Origin of the sequence: Bacteroides sp. A1C1 (assembly GCF_004328515.1) — a bacterium.
Lineage (GTDB): Bacteria > Bacteroidota > Bacteroidia > Bacteroidales > Bacteroidaceae > Bacteroides > Bacteroides uniformis.
On sequence record NZ_CP036491.1, the window covers coordinates 4,104,869 to 4,129,682 of the forward strand.

Genomic DNA, 24,814 nt, shown 5'->3' on the forward strand with positions numbered 1-24,814 from the left:
GTGGATGGAGAGTGAGTTTATACCGGTTCTATGTTGTTCTCCTCTACATACCACAAGTAGCCCCGTATATTTTCTGCGGCATACCCCATGCGGACCAGCAGTTGCATGTATCTCTGTACTTGCTTGTTGTACTTCTTATTCGGCTTTCCGAACTTGAAGTCTACCACTACAATTTCTTCACCACGCATCATCACACGGTCCGGGCGGCGTGTCCGCAGTTCGCCGTTTTCCTGCCAGATGATGTCGCATTCATTGAACAGCCGCCACGTCCCCGAATACCAGTCCTTGACTTGGGGCAGGGAGAAGGCGCGTTCGGTGAGGTCGCGTATTTCTTCTTCCGTCTCACTTCGTCCAATTACTCCTTCAAAGACGAGCTGGCTGATGGCATTGTCAATATCTTCTTCGGTTTCGATAGCAGAGAATAAGGTATGCAGCAAACGTCCCCGGTTGATGAAACGCTGGCTGGATTCTGCTTCGTCCACTCCTGCTATGAAGTCTGCCGAACGGTTGGATTGCCGGAACTCGATGTCGTGGAGCATACTCTCCATGTGGACGGGCAGTTTGACCGGCTTTTGCGAAAGTCTGTTGACCGGTTGCTGTTCATAAACCTCAGGTTTACGTTCGCAGTATAGAGGTTTCTGTTCGTAGCATAGAGGTTTGGCTTCGTCATCAGTAGGGTTGTCTGCGTCATGCTGTGAGACGGGGATGGAGGAGAGACAAATCTTGCCGTTCTCGTATATGGCAGCTTCTTCGTCCCAACTGCCTGCTCCGTCTTTGGCTATGCGGGGCAAGGTGTTGGCAAGGAGTTCGGACATGGTTCCCTTCTGTTCCTTCCGGCTCCAGAGGATGAGGTTCTTGCCGGCACGGGTAAAGGCCACGTACAGCAGATTCAGATTGTCCACCCATAGCTGAAGCCGTTCGTGCAGATAGTCCTGCCGGTATATGGATTCCGCCATGGTGGTGGAATAGTTCACCGGCACTAAGCTGATGGCATTATAGGGCTCTTCCGGTGGGATGCACCACACCAGCTGGTTGTTGGTTTCGTTCTCCAGCTTCCAGTCGCAGAAGGGAATCAGTACGGTATGGAATTCCAGTCCTTTGGACTTGTGGATGGAGAGGATACGTATACCGTCCATCTCACCGCTGGGGATGGTCTTGCTGCAAAGGGTTTCGTCCCAGTAGCGGATGAAGCTGTCCAGCTCGGAAGAATTGCTTTGCAGATACTCCGTCACAGCATCGAAAAAGGAGAAGAGGTAGGCATCCTGCTTTTCAATGCAGCTCATGGTGAAGATGCTGAACAGTTCTTCCAGTAACTCATACAAAGGCATCAGGCGCAGCGTTTCCCGTCGGGAGGTAAAGGCTTCGGGAAGGGGAGTGGCTGTTGTGAATTCCGGTTGCTCGTCATTTGTCATTTGTAATTTGTAATTCTCCATCAGTGCAGCCTCCGCAATCTTGTTCTCCGGATTCGACAGGCAGCGCAGGGCATCCATCAGCATGCAGATGGCAAGGGAGGCATCCAGACGGAAAGCTTCGTCGGACACGACAGAGAGATGCAGCTCTTTGTCGAAATAGTCGGCTATCGGTGGGATATTCTTGTTCTTGCGGACAAGGATAGTGATGTCATTCAGTGTTACGCCCTCTTCCAGCAGCCGCTGTACTTCTTCTCCTAAGGCGAGAAGGGTCTGCTCTGTATAGTTGTGTTCATCGTCCGGTTCAAGGAAGGCAGCTTTTACGTAGCCGTACTCCGTGTTCTTGGGCGATTCCTGCACTACGTCGGCATAAGCGCGTTTCAGGGGTAGGCAATCCTCTTTCAGTTCGTTCAGGTGTAGCGCATTGAGGTAGTCTATGGCAGCGGTAAATACTTGGTTGTTGAAACGGATAATGTTGGTTTCGCTACGTCGGTTTGTTTTTAGGGTTTCCACACGGACGGGGAAGTTGTTTAATGGAGAACTTGATTCTCTATTCTCCATTTTCAATTCTTCATTGCCTAAACTATTCAGTATTCCCCAGTCCCCGTTCCGCCAGCGGTAGATGGACTGCTTCACATCTCCCACAATCAGACTGTCGGCTCCTTGCGAAAGTCCTTCGAGCAGCAGCAGGCGGAAGTTGTCCCATTGCATGCGGCTGGTGTCCTGGAACTCGTCAATCATGACGTTGCGTATGTTGGCGCCGATTTTCTCGAAGACGAACGAAGAGTCACCCTCGCGCACCAGTTTGTGCAGTAGGGCGTTGGTATCCGAGAGCAGAAAGCGGTTGTGCTCCCGGTTTAGCGTGCGTACCTCTTCGTCGATATGATTGAGAAGTTGCAGTTTGTTGAGGTGCTGGAGCGAGAGGCGGCAACTGTTTAGGGTACGGTTGCGTTGCGGACGCATTCTTTCGGCTTCCTGCAGTAGAGGCATCAGACTGGTTTCTGCCAGACGGATGATGTCGTCCTTTCGTGAGGATGTTTTCGTTGCCCAGTTTTTTGCATCTGCCAGGCTGTTTTGCAGGGTGGCGTTCAGCACATCCTTGTCAGAAAGTCTGCCATCGCGCAGCTTGCGGAAGTAACTGCCGATACCTCGGGCACCTCCTTTCAAGTCTTCGGGAGTAAGGGCATGCCCTTCCAGTTCGCCCTCAAACTGGTCGTAGAAGCTTTTCATCTGTTCCAGAGCCTCGGTTTCCATATCGCGCAGCACATCCCGGTAGAGTTTCAGCGTATTCGGAGTACGCAGGCATTGCCGTAGTTTTTCACCGCGTTCTATGTAGCTTTCATCGAAGATATTTCGTCCGAAACTTTTCACCTCGTTCGATACGTTCCAGCGTTTGTCGTCGCGGATACGCTCGTCGATGTAGTCCAGTAGCCACGCCAGCACGGGAGAAGTGGGGGTAAGTTTTTCGATGAGGCTGTCTACGGCATCACTCAGCACTTCACTGTTGTTCAGCTCTATGCTTAGGTTAGGACTCAGTTCCAGTTCGCGGGCAAGGTTGCGCATCACGGATTGGAAGAAGGAGTCGATGGTTTCCACTCGGAAACGGCTGTAGTCGTGCAGCATGTATTGCAGTGCCATGCCGGCCCGTTGGCGGATGTCTTCGTCCGTCAACAGCCGATTGTTTCCGTTTCCCGCCTTTTCATCTTTTATCCTTAACCCTTCATCCTTAATCCTTTCCAAATACGCTTTCGATGCGGGTTCTCCCTTCCAGATGCCGTAAAGCTGTGTCAGTATGCGCTCCTTCATCTCTGCCGTGGCCTTGTTAGTGAAGGTTACGGCAAGTATCTGCCGGTAGGCGCGTGGATTGATTATCAAATGCTTGATGTATTCCACAGCCAGCGTAAAGGTCTTGCCGGAGCCGGCGGAGGCTTTGTATACTAATAATTCCATGTAAGTTGCTGCATTGAGTATATATCTGCAAACGTACATAAAAATAATGAAAAAATGAATGCTTCCCTGCTTTCTCTTAATAGAAATAAGTGGGGAAGCATCCGTTATCAAGAGGCTATACGTATGGTCTATACTACATTACCGGTGTCTGGAATAGGAATACAAATCCCTTGCTGTCTTTCAAATCTTTTACGGCATCTCCTGCATAGATTTCTCCGTTCGTCAGCGAAAGCTTCTTGATGCTTGCATTCGGACTGAAATCAATTTTATTCAGGTCGAGCCAGAACAAGTTGGGAATCATGGTAGATTCAAAATAATATACTTTGTTTTTCTGGTCGGATACAGAACGCCAACGGGTGGAGGAGATATGAGGCTTGTCCGGTGTGGTGATACCGAACGGTACAGAAACATTGCGCATTACGCTCAATACACTGGGTACGGCAATCTTTGCATCTGCTGTTTGCGGAATGGCATTGATGTAGAATGATGCGCGTACAAAGCGGTCGCTGGAGCGGTTGGTTCCCGGTAACATATTCAGTCCGCCTACCTCTTTCCAATAGTCGTTGATACCCAGCTGGAGTTCATATTTGGGAGAGTTGGTCATTACTTGATATTGCTTTCCTTCATGTATCTCAAGGTTTCCGTCTATGTATTCCAAGACAGCCGTGTTTCCGGTTTCATCTGTGATGGCCAGATGCAGGGTGGAAGCGGCACCGTTGGGCAGGTCCGGTGCATCAATGCGGAAGGATTCTTTTTTCAGTTCATCTACAGCTTCGCGTACGGTTGCAAAATTGTCGAGTACGTATTGCGTCCAGATACTGATGCCCATAATCGGGCGGTTGTCTCCCGGTCGATGGTAAACGGACTCTGGAAGGAAGAGCAGGCTGGCAACCAGACCTTTCTCGTTCATACCGTCGCAGGTTCCTATGTCATAACCGGTGGCAATGACACTGCCGTACCTGGAAGTCCAGTTCACCGTATTTCCTTTGTTGTAACCTGCCCTTTGCATGCCTCGTGGGAATACATAGATGTTACTCATAAGGTCTTCTTTCCAGTCCATCGTACGTCCCGTAATGACTGTATTGTCAGGACCGATGTAGGTGGCGCGGGTACACGCTTCTGTTTGTTGTACACTCATGGCGGCTATGGCAGCCAGTGCAACAGCTATTGTCTTTATTGGTTTATTCATCTCGCTTTTGTTTTTATGATTAATACTCTGTTTCATAGAGTAACAAAAGGAGAGGAGTATAGTTTGAGGAAAAGAGGTGAAATTCCTTACTCGTCTTTTTCTTTCAGCAATTCTTCCATTTTCAGTACTTCGTCACGGTACTGGGCGGCTTCGATAAAGTCGAGCTTCTTGGCGGCTTCCTGCATAAGCTTCTTGGTACGTTCGATACTCTTTTCCAGTTGCTTGCGGCTCATGTACTGCACTATCGGGTCGGCAGCCAGCGTAGATGTACTTTCTTGTTCCACATAGGGACGGGGGGCACTGGAAGTGAACTTCTCGCCGCTGAGGACGGCTTCGCCGGCAGCCTCGTTGGTGGCAAACACATTGAGGTTCTTCGCTTTCTTGATTTGCTGGGGCGTGATGCCGTGCTCTTCGTTGTACTTCAACTGTTTCTCGCGACGGCGGTTGGTTTCGTCGATGGTCAGTTGCATGCTGTCCGTTATCTTGTCGGCATACATGATGACCATGCCGTTCACGTTACGGGCGGCACGCCCGGCAGTCTGTGTCAGTGAGCGATGGGAACGGAGGAAACCTTCCTTGTCTGCATCGAGGATGGCAACGAGAGAGACTTCGGGCAGGTCGAGGCCTTCACGCAGCAGATTGACGCCGACAAGTACATCGTAAACGCCTTCGCGCAAGTCACCCATAATCTTTACACGCTCCAAAGTATCTACGTCGCTGTGGATGTAATTACACTTCACGTTGTTGTTCAGCAGATATTCCGTCAGTTCTTCCGCCATTCGTTTGGTGAGGGTGGTGACGAGGGTACGCTCGTTCTTCTCGATGCGCAGCTGTATCTCTTCCATTAGGTCATCTATCTGGTTGTGGCTGGGACGTACCTGGATGATAGGGTCCAAGAGTCCGGTCGGGCGGATGACCTGCTCTACTACGATGCCTTCGGATTTCATCAGCTCGTAATCTGCCGGTGTGGCGCTGACATAAATCACTTGCTTGGCCATCTCCTCGAATTCATCGAACTTCAGCGGGCGGTTATCCATGGCAGCCGGCAAGCGGAACCCGTACTCCACCAGGTTTATCTTGCGGGCACGGTCACCTCCATACATGGCACGTATCTGCGGAACGCTGACATGGCTTTCGTCAATGACTATCAGGAAATCTTCGGGGAAGAAGTCCAGCAGGCAGTAGGGGCGGGTACCGGCAGCACGTCCGTCAAAGTAGCGCGAATAATTCTCAATGCCGGAGCAATGCCCCAATTCGCGTATCATTTCCATATCGTAGGTCACCCGTTCCTGCAAGCGTTTGGCTTCGAATGGGCGGCCTTCGTTTTCAAACCATTGTACCTGCTTGTGAAGGTCGTCCTCTATTTCGTGGATGGCACGTAATGTGGCTTCTTTGGTGGTCATGAAGAGGTTGGCGGGATAAATCTTATAAGCGTCGAACTTGGCAACAGTTACGCCGCTCAGAGGGTCTACCTCTTCAATGCTATCCACCTCGTCTCCCCAAAAGGTGACGCGCAGCAGGTTGTCGGCGTAAGCCAGATAAATGTCCACCGTATCGCCTTTCACGCGGAAGTTGCCACGGTTCAGGTCAATGTCGTTGCGTACATAAAGACTGTCCACCAAGCGTCGCAGGAAGACATTGCGACTGAAATTCTTGCCTTGCTGCACTTCGATGACGTTGTTATAGAAGTCTGCCGGGTTCCCCATGCCGTAGATGCACGAAACGGAGGATACCACCACTACGTCTTTTCTGCCCGAAAGCAGGGCCGAGGTGGCGGCAAGGCGCAACTTGTCTATCTCGTCGTTGATGGCAAGGTCTTTTTCTATATAAGTGTCCGAAGAGGGCAGATAGGCTTCGGGCTGGTAATAGTCGTAGTAGGACACATAGTATTCCACAGCATTGTTCGGGAAGAATCCTTTGAACTCGCTGTACAACTGGGCGGCCAGCGTCTTGTTGTGGCTCAATATCAGCGTTGGTTTGTTGATGTTGGCAATGACGTTGGCTATGGTGAATGTCTTTCCGGACCCGGTGACACCAAGTAATGTCTGTGCGGGAAGCCCCTCGCGCACGCCTTCGGTCAGCTGTGCGATGGCCTCCGGTTGGTCACCGGTGGGCTGGTAAGCGGATGTCAGTTCGAATTTGTTCATTTTCTCTTCTTAGAAGCGGCAATATTCGGTAAAATCTTTGAGATAAACAAAATTTTTTTGTTTACTTTGCAGCTATATTGATAATAACCATTAATAATTGTAATACAACGAAAAACATGATTTGGAATGAAAGCATCGAATGTATGGACCGCGAAAGCCTTCGTAAAATCCAGAGCATTCGTCTCAAAAAGACTGTGGAACGTGTGTATCATGACACTCCTTTTTACCGTAAGAAAATGCAGGAACTGGGAATTACTCCCGATGACATAAACAGTATAGATGATATTGTAAAACTGCCTTTTACCACCAAGTATGACTTGCGGGACAATTATCCCTTTGGCCTCTGTGCCGTACCTATGAGCCAGATTGTGCGTATTCATGCCTCTTCCGGCACTACTGGAAAGCCCACTGTAGTAGGCTATACCCGGAAAGACCTTTCAGTATGGTCCGAATGCCTTTCACGGGCCTTTACCGCCTATGGTGCCGGTAGTTCGGATATTTTCCAGGTGTCCTACGGTTACGGACTTTTCACCGGCGGACTGGGTGCGCATGCCGGTGCCGAGAATATCGGAGCTTCTGTCATCCCGATGTCCAGCGGTAATACAGAGAAGCAGATTACACTGATGCATGATTTCGGTTCTACCGTGCTTTGCTGCACACCCTCATACGCCCTCTATCTGGCAGATGCCATCAAGGACTCCGGCCTTCCCCGAGAAGATTTCAAGTTGAAAATAGGAGCCTTTGGCGCCGAGCCATGGACCGAAAATATGCGTCGGGATATTGAAACAAAGCTGGGAATCAAGGCTTTTGATATTTATGGACTTAGCGAGATTGCCGGTCCCGGTGTAGGTTACGAGTGCGAGTGCCAGCACGGCACTCACCTCAACGAAGACCATTACTTCCCCGAGATTGTAGACCCGAAGACCCTCGAACCGGTTGCCCCTGGAGAAACCGGCGAATTGGTGTTCACTCACCTTACCAAAGAGGGGATGCCGCTGTTGCGCTACCGTACCAAGGACCTCACCGCCCTGCACTACGATAAGTGCTCCTGTGGACGCACACTGGTCCGTATGGACCGCATTTTGGGACGTAGCGATGACATGCTGATTATTCGTGGTGTCAATGTATTCCCCACCCAGATCGAGTCTGTCATTCTCGAAATGCCGGAGTTCGAACCTCACTACCTCTTACTGGTAGATCGCAAGAACAATACCGATACCATGGAGTTGCAGGTTGAAGTTCGTCCCGAATACTATTCCGACGAAATCAACAAGATGCTGGCTTTGAAGAAGAAGCTCGTAGCCCGCCTGCAGAGCGTACTCGGTCTCGGTGTAGATGTCCGTCTGGTAGAACCACGCAGTATTGAGCGCAGCGTAGGCAAAGCCAAGCGCGTCATCGACAACCGCAAATTGTAATTGCCAAATTGTAAATTGTAAATTGTCAAATAGTAAATGAACCTATGGTAGCAAAACAACTTTCCATTTTTCTGGAGAACAAGTCCGGCCGCCTCACAGAGGTGACTGAAGTTCTTGCAAAAGAAGGTGTCAACCTTTCTGCTCTATGTATTGCAGAGAATGCCGATTTCGGTATCCTTCGTGGTATTGTTTCTGAACCGGATAAAGCATATAAAGCTTTGAAAGATAATCACTTCGCTGTGAATGTAACGGATGTGGTAGGCATCAGTTGTCCCAATATTCCCGGCTCATTGGCGAAAGTGCTCCGCTTCCTCTCCGATGAAGGTGTCTTCATCGAGTACATGTATTCCTTTGCCAACGGTGAAACGGCCAATGTCATCATCCGTCCTAACGACATGGATAACTGCATCCGTGTATTGACAGAAAAAAAGGTTGATTTGCTGGCGGCAAGCGATTTGTATAAGCTGTAAAATGTAAAAATAGTGATTAGCGATTAGTGGTTGGTGGTTGCGCTATTACTCCGCATGGCACTAACCGCTAATCCCTAATTCCTAACCATTAATCCTTATTTCCTGCCCGTTCGTCTGGTTTTTGAAAAATTAAGGCTCGTATCGTTGCTTTATTCGATGCGAACCCCTATCTTTGCGCATTATTTGAACAAAAGTAATGAAGAAGAACATCCTAATAACTCTGCTTGCAGCATTGCTGCTCTCCTCGTGTGGAGAATACAACAAATTGCTGAAAAGCACAGATTACGAATACAAGTACGAAGCGGCAAAAAATTACTTCGCAAAAGGTCAGTATAACCGTGCTGCCACTTTGCTCAACGAATTGATTGCTATTCTCAAAGGTACTGATAAGGCAGAGGAATCCCTCTATATGCTGGGCATGAGTTACTATAACCAGAAGGATTATCAGACTGCTGCGCAGACTTTCATTCAATACTACAACGTTTATCCCCGCGGTACATTCACAGAACTGGCACGTTTCCACGCCGGTAAAGCTTTGTATCTGGATACTCCGGAGCCGCGTTTGGACCAATCCGGCACGTATAGCGCCATCCAGCAGTTGCAGATGTTTATGGAATACTTCCCGCAAAGTTCCAAGAAAGAGGAGGCGCAGAACATGATATTTGCCTTGCAGGACAAGCTGGTGATGAAGGAGTATCTGTCTGCAAAACTTTATTATAATATGGGTAATTATCTGGGTAACAACTATCAGGCTTGCGTTATCACTGCGCAGAATGCTTTGAAGGATTATCCCTATACCAACCTGCGTGAAGATTTATCCATTCTTATCTTGCGTGCCAAGTATGAGTTGGCTGTATACAGTGTGGAAGACAAAAGGGCAGAACGTTACCGCGAAGCTGTGGATGAATGTTATGCCTTTAAAAATGAGTTCCCCGAAAGTAAGTATATGAAGGAAGTCGACCGAATCTTTAAGGAAGCACAGAAAATGCTGGGAGAAGGAAGTGAAGAGCAATAATATAATAATACAATAGATAAATTTATGGATTACAGAAAGACAAATGCTCCTACTACTACGGTGACCCGTGATATGATGGAGTTGTGTGAGGATACCGGTAATGTATACGAAAGCGTAGCGATTATCGGAAAACGTGCCAACCAGATTAGTGTGGAAATCAAGAATGACCTTTCCAAAAAGCTTGCTGAGTTTGCCTCTTACAATGATAATTTGGAAGAAGTGTTCGAAAACCGGGAACAGATTGAGATTTCCCGCTATTACGAAAAACTGCCGAAGCCGACATTGATTGCAACACAAGAGTATGTGGAGGGTAAGATTTACTATCGTAACCCGGCTAAGGAAAAAGAAAAATTACAGTAATGATACAACGTATTCAATCTGTTTATTTGTTGTTGGTAACTATCCTGTTGGTTGTGGCAATTTGCATGCCTGTAGGACAGTTCATCGGAGCGGACGGAGTGACGGCGCATGTTTTCAAACCTCTGGGAGTGGCTTTGGCCGACGGAGGATTTCAGTCTACTTGGGGCTTGTTCGGGATATTGTTGCTCAGTGCACTTGTTGCCTTCTGTACGATATTCCTTTTCCGTAACCGTATGTTGCAAATACGCATGACGATTTTCAGCAGCATTCTGCTGATAGGCTACTACATAGCCTTCTGTGTATTTATGTTTATTTTGAAGGGTGATTTGGATGCAATGACTTTCCAGTTAGGATGGGCGCTTTGCCTTCCGGTGGTAGCCATCATCCTTAACTATCTGGCCTTCCGTGCCATCTACAAAGATGAGGTGATGGTGAAGGCGGCAGACCGTTTAAGAAGATAAGAAGGTTTATCTACTTGATAATAACAAAAGGCAGACCACGTATTTCATTCGGAATACGTGGTCTGCCTTTTTTATCGTTTCCGCTTGAGGTTAAGCCGTTCCATTATACTGTTCCCATTAGAGGAAATTGTCGTTCCTACGTGTGGAAACGGGTGTCTCCTATAAGCATTACTTCTTCAAGTCGAAGAGATAAGTTATCTTGGCCGTAATGACTCCGTGTGCGGAGCGTGAGAAAAAGTCTTTCTTGGTGCTGCCATAGAAATCGGATAAAGCATAGTAGTATCTTCCTTCTACGATGAAATTGCCTGCCTTGGTGCGCAGCTCTATGCCTGCTCCGCCTGCAATGCCGTAGTCGAATTTGTTGTCTATGGCCTTGCCGTGCTGTTCCACGGTGATGTTGGTGTAGGATTCTGCTACAGTGCCGTCCCAGTCGCCGTCTATTTTTTCGCTGTCGCCAAGCAGGAAACCTATCTGCGGACCGGCATGGATGAAGAATTGCAAACCGCGGTCCTTGCCGAATGCCAGATGTGCCAGGAACGGTATTTCCACATAGTTCATGGTGCGGGTGTAGCTCAGTGTGGGATAGTCCTCGTAATACTCGTCCCAACCGTGTTGTGAGAAGTTCAGCTCGATTTGTGCACCGCAAATCATACTGAAGTATTTTTCGGAAATGTATCGGGCTGTTACACCGCCGTTGATACCCATCAGATTCTTCTGCTTGACAGAGGGAGAGAAGCTTACGCTATTCAGATTGATGCCTCCATTGACGCCCACAGCGAAGTTGTGGCGTTGCTCGCCCACCTGCGCATGCAGGGGCAATATACATGCACACACCAGCAGGGCGAATATGATGATTGTTCTCAGGTTCATGTTATAAGTTATAAGTTACAAGCTACAAGTTAATAGTTATATAGTGGATTATCAGATTATTAATCCTTAATCCCTAATCAAAGTCCAACTTCACCAGCTCAAAGTTCTTGGTGAAGTGCACGAAGAACACCTTCTTGTTGATGAAGCCTCCCCAGTTGTTTACCCGTTGGAACTTGAAGCCGGTCTGGATGGGAATCAAATCCAGTCCCTGCATGTTCTTCTCGAAAGAAGAGCCATAGCGCGCAAGTCCTTTCAGGAAGAAATAACCGGTATCGAAGCCCAGCATTCCGAATTTGGGATAGCGCTCGTCCATCTCCTTGCCATACCATCTGCGGTAGTTTTTGGTAAAGTTGATGGCGGCAGGCAGCAGGTTGTTGGTATAGAAAGAGGAATAGAAATAGGTGTCCAGTTCAAAGAAGGCTTCCAAGTGGTCTTTGGTGTAGGTCTGCCATTCCGGATAGCCGAACAGATGGATACGGCTTTCGGGTTGTTCGCGCACCAATAAGGTCAATTGGGGAAGTATCTTAATCAATGTCAGGTTACTGCCGGATGTGGGGATAAAGATATTCTCACGGTCCGTGCGTAATACTGTTTTCAGGGATTCTACGGTGACATCCTCTTTCAAGCTCTTCATCGGGATGGAACGGTTGCGCAGTTCATCTTTCAGTCCCTTGATGAATTCTGCCTTGTCCTTGGTGCCCTGGCTGGCTTCAATGAAGATGACGTTGGCATTGGGGAACTGGCGCACAAAGTGGTCGTACACCTCGGAGTACAGATAGGATTGGGGGGTATTTATCTGATAGACCGCCGGATTCTGGAATACCGTGTTGTCTTTCGATGTGAATGGTATCACCAGGCGTGTGTCTTGTTTCTTGGCAAACTCGGCCAGAGGTTTGATGTGCTGTTGGTACAGAGGCCCGAAGATGATGTCCATGTCTTTCATCTCGCTTTTGCCCAGGATGGAGTTCAGCGAGGCACTTTCGGGACCAGAATTGTAAGTGTACAAGTCAATGGAAGTGCCAGTACGTTTCAAGCTGTCTACGGCCATCAGCAGGCCTTCGTAGTATTCCACCATACGGGAAGACTCGCTCTTTGATACCCCGTCCAGGAAGGGAAGGATGACGGCAGCCTTGATGGTGCTGAAGCGTTCTGTCTTTTTCCGGTTTTCACGGAACAGCTCGCTGTCGGTAGGTATTGCCTGCGACTGGATATTTTGCTCCGTCTGTGCTTTGGGATAGGGAATGCAGAGGAAGGTTCCCTTCTTTATTTTGTTTTCGCCTTTTAATTCCGGGTTGGCGGCTATCAGTTCGGCTTCGCTGATGCCGTATTCACGGCTGATGCTGAATACGGTTTCTTTCCGCTTCACTTTATGCATGTCACGGCATCGTGACTCTACGGGGCCGAGAATATTGTTGTTGGCAACCACAGTGCTGCTTTGTGTCTCAACCGGGACCATGGTTTGGGGCTCGGTTGTGGAAGGGATACGGATTACTTGTCCGATACGGAAATTCTCGGCGCTCAGTCCCGGGTTGGCGTCACAGATGGCTTTGGCAGATACATTGTATTTCACGGTCAGTCGGTAAAGGGTCTCACCGGTTTCGATGGTATGGTATGTTTCTTTTTGTATGTTGGCAGCGCTGCGTGGAATACGCAATGTGCGTCCGATGAATATTTTCTCGTCACTGCCGGGGTTCAGTTTGATGATGTCCGACTGGCTGACGCCGTACATGCTGGCGATGGAGTAGAGACTTTGTCCTTTTTCGATAGTATGCAGAAAATAAGATTGATTCTCTTGTGCTATTGCACCGATACTGCATGCACTGGCAAGCAGCAGGGAGCAGATAATGCGGTTAATCGTTTTCATTCAGTAATCGTTGGTTTATGTTTACAATTTCCCAAAGTAGCTGCAAAGGTACGAATATTGTGGCATTCAAACCAAAGGATTGCGTTAAGAAATAATATTGTGCATTTCAAAACTGAAAAATAGCGCTTTTCGGCTGATATTCGGGGGGAAACAGTTATTTTTGCAGTTAAAACGATAGGATAAATCAACATGCAAGAAGAAACAGAATATATCAATGTATATGGTGCGCGCGTGCACAACCTCAAGAATATCGATGCCGAGATTCCCCGTAACAGCCTGACTGTGATTACAGGCCTGAGCGGAAGCGGCAAGTCCTCTTTGGCATTCGATACTATTTTTGCCGAAGGGCAGCGCCGCTATATCGAGACCTTTTCAGCCTATGCCCGTAACTTCCTGGGAAATTTGGAACGTCCGGACGTGGATAAGATAACGGGACTGAGTCCGGTTATCTCCATCGAGCAGAAAACCACGAATAAGAATCCACGTTCCACGGTGGGTACAACGACAGAGGTTTATGATTACCTTCGTTTGTTGTATGCCCGTGCGGGAGAGGCTTATTCTTATCTCTCCGGCGAGAAGATGGTGAAGTATACCGAGGAACAGATACTTGATCTTATCCTGAAGGATTACAAAGGAAAACGCATTTATATCCTTGCTCCGCTGGTGCGCAGCCGTAAGGGGCATTACAAGGAGCTCTTCGAGCAGGTGCGTAAGAAAGGCTATCTCTACGTACGTGTGGATGGTGAGGTGTGCGAAGCCTTGCCAGGCATGAAGCTGGACCGCTATAAGAACCATGATGTGGAGGTGGTGATAGACAAGCTGGTGGTGACGGACAAGGATGACACACGCCTGAAGAACAGCGTGGCCACTGCCATGCGTCAAGGTGACGGATTGCTGATGATACTCGATGCGCAGACGGATAGCGTGCGTCATTACAGCAAACGGCTGATGTGTCCCGTGACGGGGTTGTCCTATCGGGAACCGGCGCCGCACAACTTTTCCTTCAATTCGCCGCAAGGTGCATGCCCTAAGTGTAAGGGATTGGGGGTGGTCAGCCAGATTGATATTGACAAGGTGATTCCCGACCGTGAGCTCTCCATTGCCGGAGGTGCCATCGCACCGTTGGGGAAAGCCAAGAACAGCATGATCTTCTGGCAGATTACTGCCTTGCTGGAGAAATATGAAGCAACGCTGAAAACACCGGTCAAAGACTTACCGGAGGATGCCATCGACGAGATTCTCTACGGCTCGGACGAGCGTATCAAGATAAAGAGTTCACTGATAGGCACCTCTTCCGATTATTTTGTGACGTTTGAGGGGGTTGTAAAGTATATCCAGATGTTGCAGGAGAAGGATGCTTCTGCCACGGCACAGAAGTGGGCGGACCAGTTTGCCAAGACTGCCGTTTGTCCGGAGTGTCATGGCGCCAAGTTGAATAAGGAAGCGCTTTCATTCCGCATTCACGACAAGAACATCTACGAATTGTCTACGATGGACATCAATGAACTGTATGACTGGCTGGTAAACGTAGACCCGTATCTTAGTAGCAAACAACAGCAGATTGCCGGTGAAATCCTGAAGGAAATCCGTACACGGCTCAAATTTCTGCTTGATGTAGGTCTGGATTATCTTTCGCTGAACCGTAGTTCCGTCAGCCTTTCCGGTGGTGAAAGCCAGCGTATCCGCCTGGCTACGCAGATAGGTTCACAGCTGGTGAATGTGCTGTATATATTGGATGAGCCGAGTATCGGCCTGCACCAACGCGACAACCAGCGCTTGATACACTCTTTGAAGGAACTGCGTGACATTGGCAACTCCGTCATTGTGGTGGAGCATGACAAGGATATGATGCTTGCCGCCGATTATGTCATTGATATGGGGCCGAAAGCTGGTAGGCTGGGAGGGGATGTTGTCTTTGCCGGTACTCCCCGTGAAATGCTCCGGACGCATACGCTGACTTCCCAATACTTGAATGGTGAGCGTGCCATTGAGGTGCCTGCCAAGCGTCGCGAGGGCAATGGACACAGTCTGTGGCTGCGTGGCGCCAAGGGTAATAATCTGAAGAATGTGGATGTGGAGTTCCCGCTGGGCAAGCTGATTTGCGTTACCGGTGTTTCCGGCAGTGGCAAGTCCACGCTTATCAACGAGACGTTGCAGCCTATTCTTTCGCAGAAGTTCTATCGTTCACTGCAGGATCCTTTGGACTATGACAGTATTGAAGGGCTGGAATATATAGACAAGGTGGTGAATGTGGACCAGTCTCCTTTGGGACGAACGCCGCGTTCCAATCCTGCCACTTATACCGGTGTGTTTTCCGATATCCGCAATCTGTTTGTCGGCTTGCCCGAAGCGAAGATACGTGGATATAAGGCGGGACGCTTTTCCTTCAACGTCAGTGGCGGACGCTGCGAAGCTTGCCAAGGCAATGGGTACAAGTGCATTGAGATGAATTTCTTGCCGGATGTGTATGTGCCTTGCGAGGTATGTCACGGCAAGCGTTACAACCGAGAGACGCTGGAAGTGCGTTTTAAGGGAAAATCCATTGCCGATGTGCTGGATATGACCATCAACCGTGCGGTGGAGTTTTTCGAGAATGTGCCTCAGATATTGAACAAAATTAAGGTTATCCAGGAAGTGGGATTGGGTTATATCAAGTTGGGCCAGTCTTCCACCACGCTCTCCGGAGGTGAGAGCCAGCGCGTGAAGTTGGCTACGGAACTTTCCAAACGTGATACGGGCAAGACTCTGTATATCCTTGACGAACCTACTACCGGACTTCATTTCGAAGATATCCGCGTTTTGATGAACGTGTTGAACAAACTTGTAGACAAAGGGAATACCGTCATCGTCATAGAGCATAATCTCGATGTCATCAAGATGGCGGACTATATCATCGATATGGGGCCAGAAGGCGGTAAGGGAGGGGGAGAACTCCTTTCCTGCGGAACCCCGGAAGAGGTTGCTAAAAGCAAGAAAGGCTATACGCCTAAGTTCCTGCGTGAAGAATTGAATATCAAGTGATAATTATCTCATCATAGAGAATATTATGAAAATCAATAAGACGAATGCAGCAAGGCTTCTCGACAAGGCCAAGATTGCGTATGAGCTCATTCCCTACGAGGTGGATGAGAACGACTTAAGTGCAGTGCATGTAGCTGCCAGTTTGGGTGAGGACATCAATTGCGTGTTCAAGACGCTGATTCTTCACGGTGATAAATCCGGTTATTTTGTCTGTGTCATCCCGGGTGAGCACGAAGTGGATTTGAAGCTGGCGGCAAAAGCGTCAGGAAACAAAAAATGTGACCTTATCCCGGTTAAGGAACTTTTACCTCTGACTGGCTATATCCGGGGTGGGTGTTCACCCATCGGCATGAAGAAACCTTTCCCTACCTATATCCATGAAACGTGCCTGCGGTTTCCGTATATCTATATCAGTGCCGGACAACGCGGTTTGCAGCTTAAGTTGGATCCGAAGGATTTGGTAAGGGAAGTGCATGCAGAGGTTTGTATTCTTTTTAATGAATAAATCTTCTATTTCTGCCGAGATATTTTAATTTTATAAGGAAATCTTCAATAGAATTTATATATTTGCAGGAATTATTCAAGAAATCAATCCAATTACTAATTCTAAAAACTAATTTTTATGTTCAACAAACACCCTAAAGGTCTGATTGCCGCATCTTTTGCTAATTTGGGCGAGCGTTTCGGCTTTTATACCATGATGGCCATTCTTGTACTTTTTCTGCAAGCCAAGTTCGGACTGGATGGAAAAGAGGCAGGTTTGATCTACTCAACATTTTATTTTTCTATTTACATTCTAGCATTGATAGGTGGTATTATTGCCGACAGAACCCGTAATTACAAAGGTACCATCTTTGCCGGTATTGTTTTGATGGCGGTAGGTTACTTGATGCTGGCCATCCCGTCTCCTACACCGGTTGCCAATAAGACCTTGTTTCTGGTGATTACTTGTGCAGCCTTGTTTGTCATTGCTTTCGGAAATGGTCTTTTCAAGGGAAATCTTCAAGCGCTCGTAGGGCAGATGTACGACAATCCTCAGTACTCCAGCATGCGCGATTCCGGTTTCTCCTTATTCTATATGTTCATCAATGTAGGTGCCATCTTTGCCCCGTTTGCCGCAGTAGGCGTGCGTAACTGGTGGTTGTCCACATTCGGCTACAATTATGATGCCGACCTGCCTGCCCTTTGCCACGGACATCTGGCAGGAACGCTGACTCCCGAGGCTGTGGACACTTATAGCGCATTGGCAGCCAAAGCCACTATTTCCGGAACACCCGTAACGGATATGACGGTATTTGCCAATGAATATCTGAACGTGTTCACCACTGGTTTCCATTATGCATTCGGTGTAGCTATCCTGGCTATGGTTCTCTCTTTGGTAATTTTCGTCATCAACAGAAAGAAATTCCCCGATCCCAGCAAGAAGGTTGCTGCAAAAGCGGGCGATGCCACTGCAGTGGAGATGAATGCACAAGAGGTAAGACAGCGCATGTATGCATTGTTTGCCGTATTCGGTGTGGTAATTTTCTTCTGGTTCTCGTTCCATCAGAATGGATTGACACTGACTTATTTTGCCAAGGAATATACAGATTTGAATTTGTTCGGCATGGCTATTTCAGCTGAGCTGTTCCAGTCTTTGAACCCGATTTTCGTTGTGTCTCTCACTCCGGTCATCATGGCTGTCTTTGCAGCACAGCGTGCCAAGGGTAAAGAGCCTTCCACTCCGCGGAAGATTGCCATCGGTATGGGTATTGCTGCCACTGGCTTCCTTATAATGGCTATCGGTTCTTATGTAAGCAACTTGCCGATGCACAAGGATATTATCGCTTTGGGTACCTCTCCGGTGAAGGTGACTCCGCTGTTGCTGATGGTTACCTATCTGATATTGACTGTTGCCGAGTTGTACATTTCTCCGTTGGGCATTTCATTCGTATCCAAGGTGGCTCCTCCCAAATATCAGGGTATCATGCAGGGCGGTTGGCTCGGTGCTACTGCCATTGGTAATCAGTTGCTCGTTATCGGTGCTATCCTCTACGAAAGTATTCCTATCTGGATGACGTGGACGGTATTTGTAGTAGCGTGCTGCATTTCCATGTTCACCATGCTGTTCATGCTGAAATGGCTTGAAAAGGTGGCGAAGTAATCGGAAACGAAAGATAAAACTAAAGGCTGCGCAATGTTCGTAATGAACTGCGCAGCCTTTAGTTTTTGGAGGGCTTTTAATGCCGGGACTCAGATTTCCAGTCCCATGATGTAGTCATTCATGTAATATCCGTTTCCTATCGGGAAATCCCCTTCACGGAGTTTTCGCATTCCCATATGTTCGTAAAACTGCAGTGCCTTGTTGTTGCGGTTTACATTCAATTCCATCAGACAAGGGCCGGGATGTACTTCCTTGATGTACTTGATGGCTTCTCGAAAGAGGAAACTGCCGCAATGTGCACCCTGGTAATAGGGGAGCACATAAATCTTTTGCAGGTGGAATAAATCTTCTCCTTGCTGCTGTACGGACACATAGCCCGCCGCTTCACATTCTTCGTAGGCCAGGAAGTAGACGTGGCCTTCCTCTTCCATTTGCTTGCGGATATTGTCCAATGAATACATCCATTCCATCATGTAGTCGGTCTGTTCGGGAGTAAGGATATCCTTATACGTGACGGGGAATATTTGCTGCGCAAGTTTCTGAATCAGTGCGCAGTCTGCTGTCGTTGCTTTTCTTATGGTAAACATATCGGTTGTATTTATACTGTTTGGGGTGTAAAGTTAAGCCTTTTTTGTGAAACAATCGTTATCTTTGCAGACCGTTACCGAACTAACTAATTTTGATTTTAAAAATTATGGCATTTACGAGCAACATTATGATTGTCCGCCACAGATTACTGAAGGAACTGGTAAAGCTGTGGAATAACAACGAACTTGTGGATAAAATAGACCGGCTGCCCATCGAGCTGAGTCCGAAGAGGTCCAAGCACGCGGGACGCTGCTGTGTGCACAAAGAGCGCGCGGTGTGGAAGTACAAGTCATTGCCGCTTCTGGGACTCGATATGGAGGACGAGACGGATGAGCTGACCCCCTTGTCGGAGTACGCTGCCCGTGCACTGGACAGAGCGGAAAATGGCAGGCCGAAAGACAACATCATGTGTGTGATTGACGAAGCTTGTTCGGCATGTGTGCAGATTAACTACGAGATTACGAACCTCTGCCGCGGATGTACGGCACGCAGTTGCCAGGTGAATTGTCCCAAGAAGGCAGTGCATGTCAAGGAGAGCGGTCAGGCATGGATTGACCATGATGCATGTATCAGTTGCGGCATCTGCCATAAGAGTTGTCCCTACCATGCCATTGTTTATATTCCCGTACCTTGTGAGGAAGCTTGTCCCGTGAAAGCCATCAGTAAGGATGAGAAGGGGATAGAGCATATTGACGAAAGCAAATGTATCTATTGCGGAAAGTGTCTCAATGCATGTCCATTCGGAGCAATTTTCGAAATATCGCAGGTGTTCGACGTGTTGCACAGAATCCGCAAGGGTGAGCAGGTGGTGGCTATCGTGGCTCCGTCCATCCTGGGGCAGTTCAAGACGACTATTGAACAAGTATATGGCGCATTGAAACAAGTCGGTTTTACGGATGTCATTGAGGTGGCTCAGGGTGCGATGGATACCGTCAGCAACGAGGCGCACGAGCTGATTGAGAAGCTGGAGGAGGGTCAGAAGTTTATGACGACTTCCTGTTGTCCGTCTTATATAGAGTTGGTGAACAAGCATATTCCTGCCATGAAGCCTTACGTGTCGGGCACCGGTTCGCCAATGTATTATGCTGCCCGCATTGCTAAAGAGAAGTATCCGGATGCGAAGGTGGTCTTCATAGGTCCTTGCGTTGCCAAGCGCAAAGAGGCGCAGCGCGACGAGGCGGTGGACTTTATCATGACTTTCGAGGAGGTGGCTTCCGTGCTTGCCGGGCTGGATATTCAGATGGAGCAGGCAAAGCCCTATTCCATGAGTTTCACTTCCGTGCGCGAGGCGCATGGTTTTGCGCAGGCAGGAGGCGTGATGGGTGCCGTGAAAGCCTATCTGAAGGAAGAGGCAGATAAAATCAATGCCGTACAAGTGGCTAATCTGGATAAGAAGGCTATCGGTGCGTTGCGTGCTTACGCCAAGTCGGGCAAGGCTCCGGGGCAATTTATTGAAGTGATGGCTTGCGAGGGCGGTTGTATTACCGGGCCATGTTCGCACAATGAAATAACTGCCGGAAAGCGCCAGCTGACGCAGGAGTTGGCAAAGAGGAAAGAGACGTATTAGCCCTTTGTCCGTTTATATGAAGCATTTGATTGACAAACTGCGGAGCAACCGCAGGCTGGATGCCGAAGAGTATAAAGCCATGCTTCTTTGCCGGGACACAGAACTTGCAGCCTACCTGCAGGAGCTTGCTCGGGAAGAAGCGCTTGCCCGCTTTGGCAATAAAATCTTCATTCGCGGACTGATTGAGATAACCAACCGTTGCCGCAATAACTGCTACTATTGCGGCATACGGAAGGAGAACCGGAACATAACCCGTTATGAGCTGACGCAGGAGGAGATTCTTTCGTGTTGCCATGAAGGCTATCGGTTGGGCTTCCGTACCTTTGTGCTGCAAGGGGGCGAAGCGCCGGCGGTGAAGGATGAGGGGATGGTGGAGGCAGTTGCCGCTATCCGGCAATCCTTCCCGGATTGTGCCATTACCTTATCCTTGGGCGAGAAATCGCGGGAAGCCTACGAACGTTTCTTCCTGGCAGGTGCCAACCGCTATCTGTTGCGGCACGAAACCTGCAACGAAGGGCATTATCACCGGCTTCATCCTGCGGAGATGTCCCTTTCCCATCGGTTGCAATGCTTGGACTGGCTGAAAGAGATAGGCTATCAAGTGGGAACCGGAATCATGGTGGGCAGTCCTTACCAGACGGTGGACCATTTGGTAGAAGACATTCTCTTCATCGAACGGTTTCAGCCGGAGATGATAGGCATGGGACCTTTTCTTCCGCATCACGATACTCCGTTTTCCTCTTTTCCGCCGGGAGATATGGAGTTGACGTTGAAGTTGCTTTCTATCTTCCGGTTGATGCATCCCGCGGCACTGATACCTGCTACCACTGCCCTGGCCACACTTGCTCCGGACGGACGGGAACGGGGAATATTGGCTGGCGCCAATGTCGTGATGCCTAATCTTTCGCCTTCTCATCAGCGGGCGAAGTACTCCCTCTATGATAACAAAGCTTCTGCGGGTGCCGAAGCGGCAGAAGGTTTGCTAAAATTGGAGGAACAACTGAAAGGGATAGGCTACGAGGTATCAAGAGAGAGAGGAGATTATGAGAATGGAGAATTGACCGTTGATAATTGATAATTTTCAAATCTTCATTCTTTATTTTAATTACCAATTATCAATTTACGAAGTGTATAACATAAAGTCAAGACAAGCAGAAGAATTCATCAATCACCAGGAGATATTGGATACATTGGAGTATGCGCAGGCAAACCGCAACAACCGTCCGCTCATTGAAAGTTTGATTGACAAGGCTGCTTTGTGCCAGGGGCTTTCCCATCGGGAGGCGGCCCTGCTGCTGGAATGTGACGAGCCGGAACTGGTGCAGCGCATCTATCATCTGGCACGTGAAATCAAACGGAAATTCTATGGCAACCGCATTGTGATGTTTGCCCCGCTTTACCTTTCCAACTATTGCGTGAACGGTTGCGTCTATTGCCCGTATCATGCCAAGAACCGTACCATCCCCCGCAAGAAACTCTCGCAAGAGGAGATACGCCGCGAGGTTATCGCCTTGCAGGACATGGGGCATAAACGCCTGGCGCTGGAAGCCGGAGAAGACCCTCGAAACAACCCTATCGACTATATCTTAGAGTCTATCCGCACCATCTACAGCATCCATCACAAGAACGGGGCCATCCGCCGGGTGAATGTCAACATAGCCGCCACTACAGTGGAAAACTATCGGTTGCTGAAAGAGGCAGGTATCGGCACTTATATCCTTTTTCAGGAGACTTACAGCAAAGAGCATTACGAAGCCTTGCATCCCACGGGACCGAAAAGTAATTATGCCTACCACACCGAAGCGATGGACCGCGCTATGGAGGGTGGCATCGACGATGTAGGTATCGGTGTATTGTTCGGTCTGAATACCTATCGCTATGACTTTGTAGGACTGCTGATGCATGCCGAACATCTGGAAGCTACCTTTGGCGTGGGTCCGCATACCATCAGCGTGCCGCGCATCTGTCCGGCAGATGATATTTCGACCGAGGATTTTCCCGATGCCATCTCGGATGAGATGTTCTGCCGTATTGTGGCGGTTACCCGCATTGCGGTGCCTTATACGGGAATGATTATTTCCACCCGTGAGTCGGAAGCCGTACGCCGTCGGGTGCTCGAACTGGGCGTTTCGCAGATAAGCGGCGGTTCGCGCACCAGCGTGGGAGGCTATGCCGTGCCGGAAGCCAAAGAGGAAGATTCCTCCCAATTCGATGTGAGCGATCGGCGCACGCTGGATGAAGTGGTGAGCTGGCTGCTCGATCTGGGACATATCCCCAGCTTCTGCACCGCCTGCTATCGCGAGGGACGTACCGGAGACCGCTTCATGTCGCTCGTTAAGCGCGGACAGATAGCAAACTGCTGCCAGCCCAATGCACTGATGACATTAAAAGAATATCTGGAGGACTATGCCTCCTCCGAAACCAAGGAGAAGGGCATACAGCTGATTCGTGAGGAGATGGAGCATATCCCGAACCCCAAGATACGGGCGATAGCCGAACGTAATCTTCAGGAGATAGGGGAGGGGAAAAGAGACTTTAGATTTTAGATTTCGGATTTATGAATAATACACCTCGTTCCAACCGCCTGCACATTGCCGTCTTTGGACGACGGAACAGCGGAAAGTCCAGCCTTGTCAATGCCTTGACCGGGCAAGACACGGCATTGGTATCCGCAACGCCCGGCACTACTACCGACCCCGTGACCAAAGCCATGGAAGTATATCCTTTGGGCCCGTGCCTCTTTATCGATACCCCCGGTTTTGATGACGACGAAGGCGAACTGGGCGGTATGCGCGTGGAGCGTACCTTAAAGACGGTGGAGAAAGCAGACATCGCCCTCTTGCTTTATGAAGCTGACGGAACGCTGGAACAGCAATGGCTAAAGCTACTGGCTGCGCGCGAAATCCCCGTGATACTGATACTGAATAAAGCCGATTCCCGTCAAGACACCGCTTCCGTGGTTCTTCGGATTGAAAAGGAGTGCGGGCAGGCTCCCGTTGTGGTCAGTGCCAAAGAGGGTACCGGTATTCAAGGTATTTTCGATACTATCCTCGAAAAGCTTCCCGAGAATTTTGGTGAGCAGACTATCACGGGCAATTTGGTAAGTGAAGGAGATGTCGTCCTGCTGGTGATGCCCCAGGATATACAAGCCCCCAAAGGTCGTCTCATTCTTCCGCAAGTGCAGACCATCCGCGAACTGTTGGATAAAAAGTGCTTAGTGATGAGCTGCACCACCGACAAGCTGCAAGCCTCCCTGCAAGCCCTTGTCCGTCCGCCTAAGCTGATAATCACCGATTCACAAGTATTCCCCATCGTCTATCAACAAAAGCCTGCCGAAAGTAGTCTTACTTCCTTCTCGGTTCTTTTTGCCGGTTACAAAGGAGACATCAATGCCTTTGTAGAGGGAGCTGCCGCTATTCATAGCCTGACACCCCAATCGCGTGTACTGATAGCCGAAGCTTGCACCCATGCTCCGCTGACCGAGGACATCGGCACCGTCAAAATTCCCCGCCTGCTACGAAAGCGCATCGGCGAGGAATTGCAGATAGACTTTGTCTCTGGAAATGACTTTCCCAGAGACTTGTCCCGATATGATTTAATTATCCATTGCGGCGCTTGCATGTTCAACCGGAAGTACGTTCTCAATCGTATAGCCCATGCTTGCGCACAGCACATCCCCATAACCAACTACGGAGTAGCAATTGCGAGTCTGACCGGTATATTGGATAAAATTGTTATCCATCGGTAAATATCCCTCTTCCTCTCTGTTCACGTTACTGATGTTATAGAGTAGCGTGAACTACTTTTCTTGTTAATAATGTTTAATATAAAGTACTTTGTAATACAAGGTACTGGTATAATACATATATTTGTGCCATACAAGGAACAACAATAGAATTAATAAGGACACTCATTACTCTATTGCGCAGCCAAATAGTAAATTGTCAAATAGTAAATACCATTATGGATGTAAACAATGTAAAGTCGCAAATGCGCAAGGGCATGCTTGAATATTGCATCATGCTGCTGCTTCACAAAGAGCCGGCTTATGCTTCGGATATCATTCAGAAGTTGAAAGAAGCCAGACTGATTGTGGTGGAAGGTACACTTTATCCGTTGCTCACCCGTTTGAAGAACGACGACCTTTTGGGGTATGAATGGATTGAGTCTACACAAGGGCCTCCCCGTAAATATTACCGGTTGACGGAAAAAGGAGAAGTCTTTCTCGGTGAACTGGAAACATCCTGGAAAGAGTTGAACGAGACGGTGAATCACATCAGCAATTCTTGAAATAGCCGAAGAGAATATACCGTAATTCGCCGGATGGTAAATCGTAAATAGTAAA

Annotated in this window: 19 protein-coding genes; 13 read left to right on the forward strand and 6 right to left on the reverse strand. The window is 48.7% G+C overall.

The window, feature by feature from the left end; all coding sequences use genetic code 11:
- Positions 1–17: 17 nt before the first annotated feature.
- The 3 genes from EYA81_RS17050 to uvrB form a co-directional block, all read right to left on the reverse strand.
- Positions 18–3,359 carry an exodeoxyribonuclease V subunit beta gene (locus tag EYA81_RS17050; RefSeq protein ID WP_131226138.1) on the reverse strand — a complete coding sequence of 1,114 codons (3,342 nt, stop codon included), beginning with the start codon at positions 3,357–3,359 and terminating at the stop codon, positions 18–20.
- A gap of 133 nt (positions 3,360–3,492) precedes the next feature.
- Positions 3,493–4,548, reverse strand: a complete 1,056-nt coding sequence (locus EYA81_RS17055) for a linear amide C-N hydrolase (RefSeq protein WP_131226140.1) — start codon at positions 4,546–4,548, stop codon at positions 3,493–3,495.
- 86 nt (positions 4,549–4,634) lie between these two features.
- On the reverse strand, positions 4,635–6,695 hold the full coding sequence (gene uvrB, locus EYA81_RS17060) for an excinuclease ABC subunit UvrB (protein WP_117964397.1): 2,061 nt from the start codon (positions 6,693–6,695) through the stop codon (positions 4,635–4,637).
- Positions 6,696–6,811: 116 nt separating this feature from the next.
- Between uvrB and EYA81_RS17070 the strand changes: the two genes are divergently transcribed.
- The 5 genes from EYA81_RS17070 to EYA81_RS17090 all read left to right on the forward strand — a co-directional run bounded on the left by EYA81_RS17070 (position 6,812) and on the right by EYA81_RS17090 (position 10,416).
- Positions 6,812–8,110: a phenylacetate--CoA ligase family protein gene (locus tag EYA81_RS17070; protein ID WP_131226144.1), complete on the forward strand. Its 1,299-nt coding sequence runs from the start codon at positions 6,812–6,814 to the stop codon at positions 8,108–8,110.
- A 44-nt stretch (positions 8,111–8,154) separates the two neighbouring features.
- Positions 8,155–8,580, forward strand: a complete 426-nt coding sequence (locus EYA81_RS17075) for an amino acid-binding protein (protein ID WP_057098070.1) — start codon at positions 8,155–8,157, stop codon at positions 8,578–8,580.
- Positions 8,581–8,776: 196 nt separating this feature from the next.
- The gene (locus tag EYA81_RS17080; RefSeq protein WP_009038614.1) at positions 8,777–9,595 is read left to right on the forward strand and encodes an outer membrane protein assembly factor BamD; all 819 of its coding nucleotides are present in this window, start codon (positions 8,777–8,779) and stop codon (positions 9,593–9,595) included.
- Between the two features lie 24 nt (positions 9,596–9,619).
- Positions 9,620–9,955, forward strand: a complete 336-nt coding sequence (locus tag EYA81_RS17085) for a DNA-directed RNA polymerase subunit omega (protein ID WP_005825356.1) — start codon at positions 9,620–9,622, stop codon at positions 9,953–9,955.
- Positions 9,955–10,416, forward strand: coding sequence for a DUF4293 domain-containing protein (locus EYA81_RS17090; protein ID WP_005825355.1), 462 nt, complete (start codon positions 9,955–9,957; stop codon positions 10,414–10,416). The genes EYA81_RS17085 and EYA81_RS17090 overlap by 1 nt, the downstream gene beginning before the upstream one ends.
- A 168-nt stretch (positions 10,417–10,584) precedes the next feature.
- Here EYA81_RS17090 and EYA81_RS17095 read toward each other — a convergent pair whose 3' ends face one another.
- Together EYA81_RS17095 and EYA81_RS17100 are read right to left on the reverse strand one after the other, a co-directional pair.
- Entirely contained in the window at positions 10,585–11,286 is a 702-nt protein-coding gene (locus EYA81_RS17095) for a porin family protein (protein ID WP_008663316.1), read from the reverse strand.
- A gap of 73 nt (positions 11,287–11,359) precedes the next feature.
- Positions 11,360–13,150 carry a LysM peptidoglycan-binding domain-containing protein gene (locus tag EYA81_RS17100; protein WP_117599497.1) on the reverse strand — a complete coding sequence of 597 codons (1,791 nt, stop codon included), beginning with the start codon at positions 13,148–13,150 and terminating at the stop codon, positions 11,360–11,362.
- Positions 13,151–13,339: 189 nt separating this feature from the next.
- On the opposite strand from EYA81_RS17100, the gene uvrA reads away from it, so the two are divergent.
- The 3 genes from uvrA (at position 13,340) to EYA81_RS17120 (ending at position 18,314) form a co-directional block, all read left to right on the forward strand.
- On the forward strand, positions 13,340–16,171 hold the full coding sequence (gene uvrA / locus EYA81_RS17110) for an excinuclease ABC subunit UvrA (protein WP_117599498.1): 2,832 nt from the start codon (positions 13,340–13,342) through the stop codon (positions 16,169–16,171).
- Positions 16,172–16,196: 25 nt separating this feature from the next.
- Positions 16,197–16,676, forward strand: a complete 480-nt coding sequence (gene ybaK / locus EYA81_RS17115; RefSeq protein WP_005825350.1) for a Cys-tRNA(Pro) deacylase — start codon at positions 16,197–16,199, stop codon at positions 16,674–16,676.
- 117 nt (positions 16,677–16,793) lie between these two features.
- Entirely contained in the window at positions 16,794–18,314 is a 1,521-nt protein-coding gene (locus EYA81_RS17120; RefSeq protein WP_005825349.1) for a peptide MFS transporter, read from the forward strand.
- An 89-nt stretch (positions 18,315–18,403) separates the two neighbouring features.
- Here the strand turns inward: EYA81_RS17120 and EYA81_RS17125 are convergent, their stop codons facing one another.
- The gene (locus tag EYA81_RS17125; protein WP_005825348.1) at positions 18,404–18,901 is read right to left on the reverse strand and encodes a GNAT family N-acetyltransferase; all 498 of its coding nucleotides are present in this window, start codon (positions 18,899–18,901) and stop codon (positions 18,404–18,406) included.
- 107 nt (positions 18,902–19,008) lie between these two features.
- Between EYA81_RS17125 and EYA81_RS17130 the strand changes: the two genes are divergently transcribed.
- The 5 genes from EYA81_RS17130 (at position 19,009) to EYA81_RS17150 (ending at position 24,759) form a co-directional block, all read left to right on the forward strand.
- Positions 19,009–20,469: a monomeric [FeFe] hydrogenase gene (locus EYA81_RS17130; protein WP_005825346.1), complete on the forward strand. Its 1,461-nt coding sequence runs from the start codon at positions 19,009–19,011 to the stop codon at positions 20,467–20,469.
- A gap of 16 nt (positions 20,470–20,485) precedes the next feature.
- Positions 20,486–21,544, forward strand: coding sequence for a [FeFe] hydrogenase H-cluster radical SAM maturase HydE (gene hydE / locus EYA81_RS17135; protein WP_005825345.1), 1,059 nt, complete (start codon positions 20,486–20,488; stop codon positions 21,542–21,544).
- Positions 21,545–21,596: 52 nt separating this feature from the next.
- Complete coding sequence (gene hydG / locus EYA81_RS17140) at positions 21,597–23,015, forward strand: [FeFe] hydrogenase H-cluster radical SAM maturase HydG (protein WP_034525452.1); 1,419 nt, start codon at positions 21,597–21,599, stop codon at positions 23,013–23,015.
- 11 nt (positions 23,016–23,026) lie between these two features.
- Positions 23,027–24,217, forward strand: coding sequence for a [FeFe] hydrogenase H-cluster maturation GTPase HydF (gene hydF, locus EYA81_RS17145; RefSeq protein WP_131226145.1), 1,191 nt, complete (start codon positions 23,027–23,029; stop codon positions 24,215–24,217).
- A gap of 215 nt (positions 24,218–24,432) precedes the next feature.
- The gene (locus EYA81_RS17150; RefSeq protein ID WP_005825341.1) at positions 24,433–24,759 is read left to right on the forward strand and encodes a PadR family transcriptional regulator; all 327 of its coding nucleotides are present in this window, start codon (positions 24,433–24,435) and stop codon (positions 24,757–24,759) included.
- The last annotated feature ends 55 nt before the right edge of the window (positions 24,760–24,814 follow it).

Coding starts and splice junctions, on each gene's coding strand:
- EYA81_RS17120 (WP_005825349.1), top strand. CDS start 16,794: ATGTTCAACAAACACCCTAAAGGTCTGATTGCCGCATCTTTTGCTAAT.
- EYA81_RS17130 (WP_005825346.1), top strand. CDS start 19,009: ATGGCATTTACGAGCAACATTATGATTGTCCGCCACAGATTACTGAAG.
- ybaK (WP_005825350.1), top strand. CDS start 16,197: ATGAAAATCAATAAGACGAATGCAGCAAGGCTTCTCGACAAGGCCAAG.
- EYA81_RS17070 (WP_131226144.1), top strand. CDS start 6,812: ATGATTTGGAATGAAAGCATCGAATGTATGGACCGCGAAAGCCTTCGT.
- EYA81_RS17100 (WP_117599497.1), bottom strand. CDS start 13,150: ATGAAAACGATTAACCGCATTATCTGCTCCCTGCTGCTTGCCAGTGCA.
- EYA81_RS17090 (WP_005825355.1), top strand. CDS start 9,955: ATGATACAACGTATTCAATCTGTTTATTTGTTGTTGGTAACTATCCTG.
- EYA81_RS17150 (WP_005825341.1), top strand. CDS start 24,433: ATGGATGTAAACAATGTAAAGTCGCAAATGCGCAAGGGCATGCTTGAA.
- EYA81_RS17085 (WP_005825356.1), top strand. CDS start 9,620: ATGGATTACAGAAAGACAAATGCTCCTACTACTACGGTGACCCGTGAT.
- EYA81_RS17050 (WP_131226138.1), bottom strand. CDS start 3,359: ATGGAATTATTAGTATACAAAGCCTCCGCCGGCTCCGGCAAGACCTTT.
- EYA81_RS17075 (WP_057098070.1), top strand. CDS start 8,155: ATGGTAGCAAAACAACTTTCCATTTTTCTGGAGAACAAGTCCGGCCGC.
- uvrA (WP_117599498.1), top strand. CDS start 13,340: ATGCAAGAAGAAACAGAATATATCAATGTATATGGTGCGCGCGTGCAC.
- hydE (WP_005825345.1), top strand. CDS start 20,486: ATGAAGCATTTGATTGACAAACTGCGGAGCAACCGCAGGCTGGATGCC.
- EYA81_RS17125 (WP_005825348.1), bottom strand. CDS start 18,901: ATGTTTACCATAAGAAAAGCAACGACAGCAGACTGCGCACTGATTCAG.
- hydF (WP_131226145.1), top strand. CDS start 23,027: ATGAATAATACACCTCGTTCCAACCGCCTGCACATTGCCGTCTTTGGA.
- EYA81_RS17055 (WP_131226140.1), bottom strand. CDS start 4,548: ATGAATAAACCAATAAAGACAATAGCTGTTGCACTGGCTGCCATAGCC.
- EYA81_RS17095 (WP_008663316.1), bottom strand. CDS start 11,286: ATGAACCTGAGAACAATCATCATATTCGCCCTGCTGGTGTGTGCATGT.
- uvrB (WP_117964397.1), bottom strand. CDS start 6,695: ATGAACAAATTCGAACTGACATCCGCTTACCAGCCCACCGGTGACCAA.
- EYA81_RS17080 (WP_009038614.1), top strand. CDS start 8,777: ATGAAGAAGAACATCCTAATAACTCTGCTTGCAGCATTGCTGCTCTCC.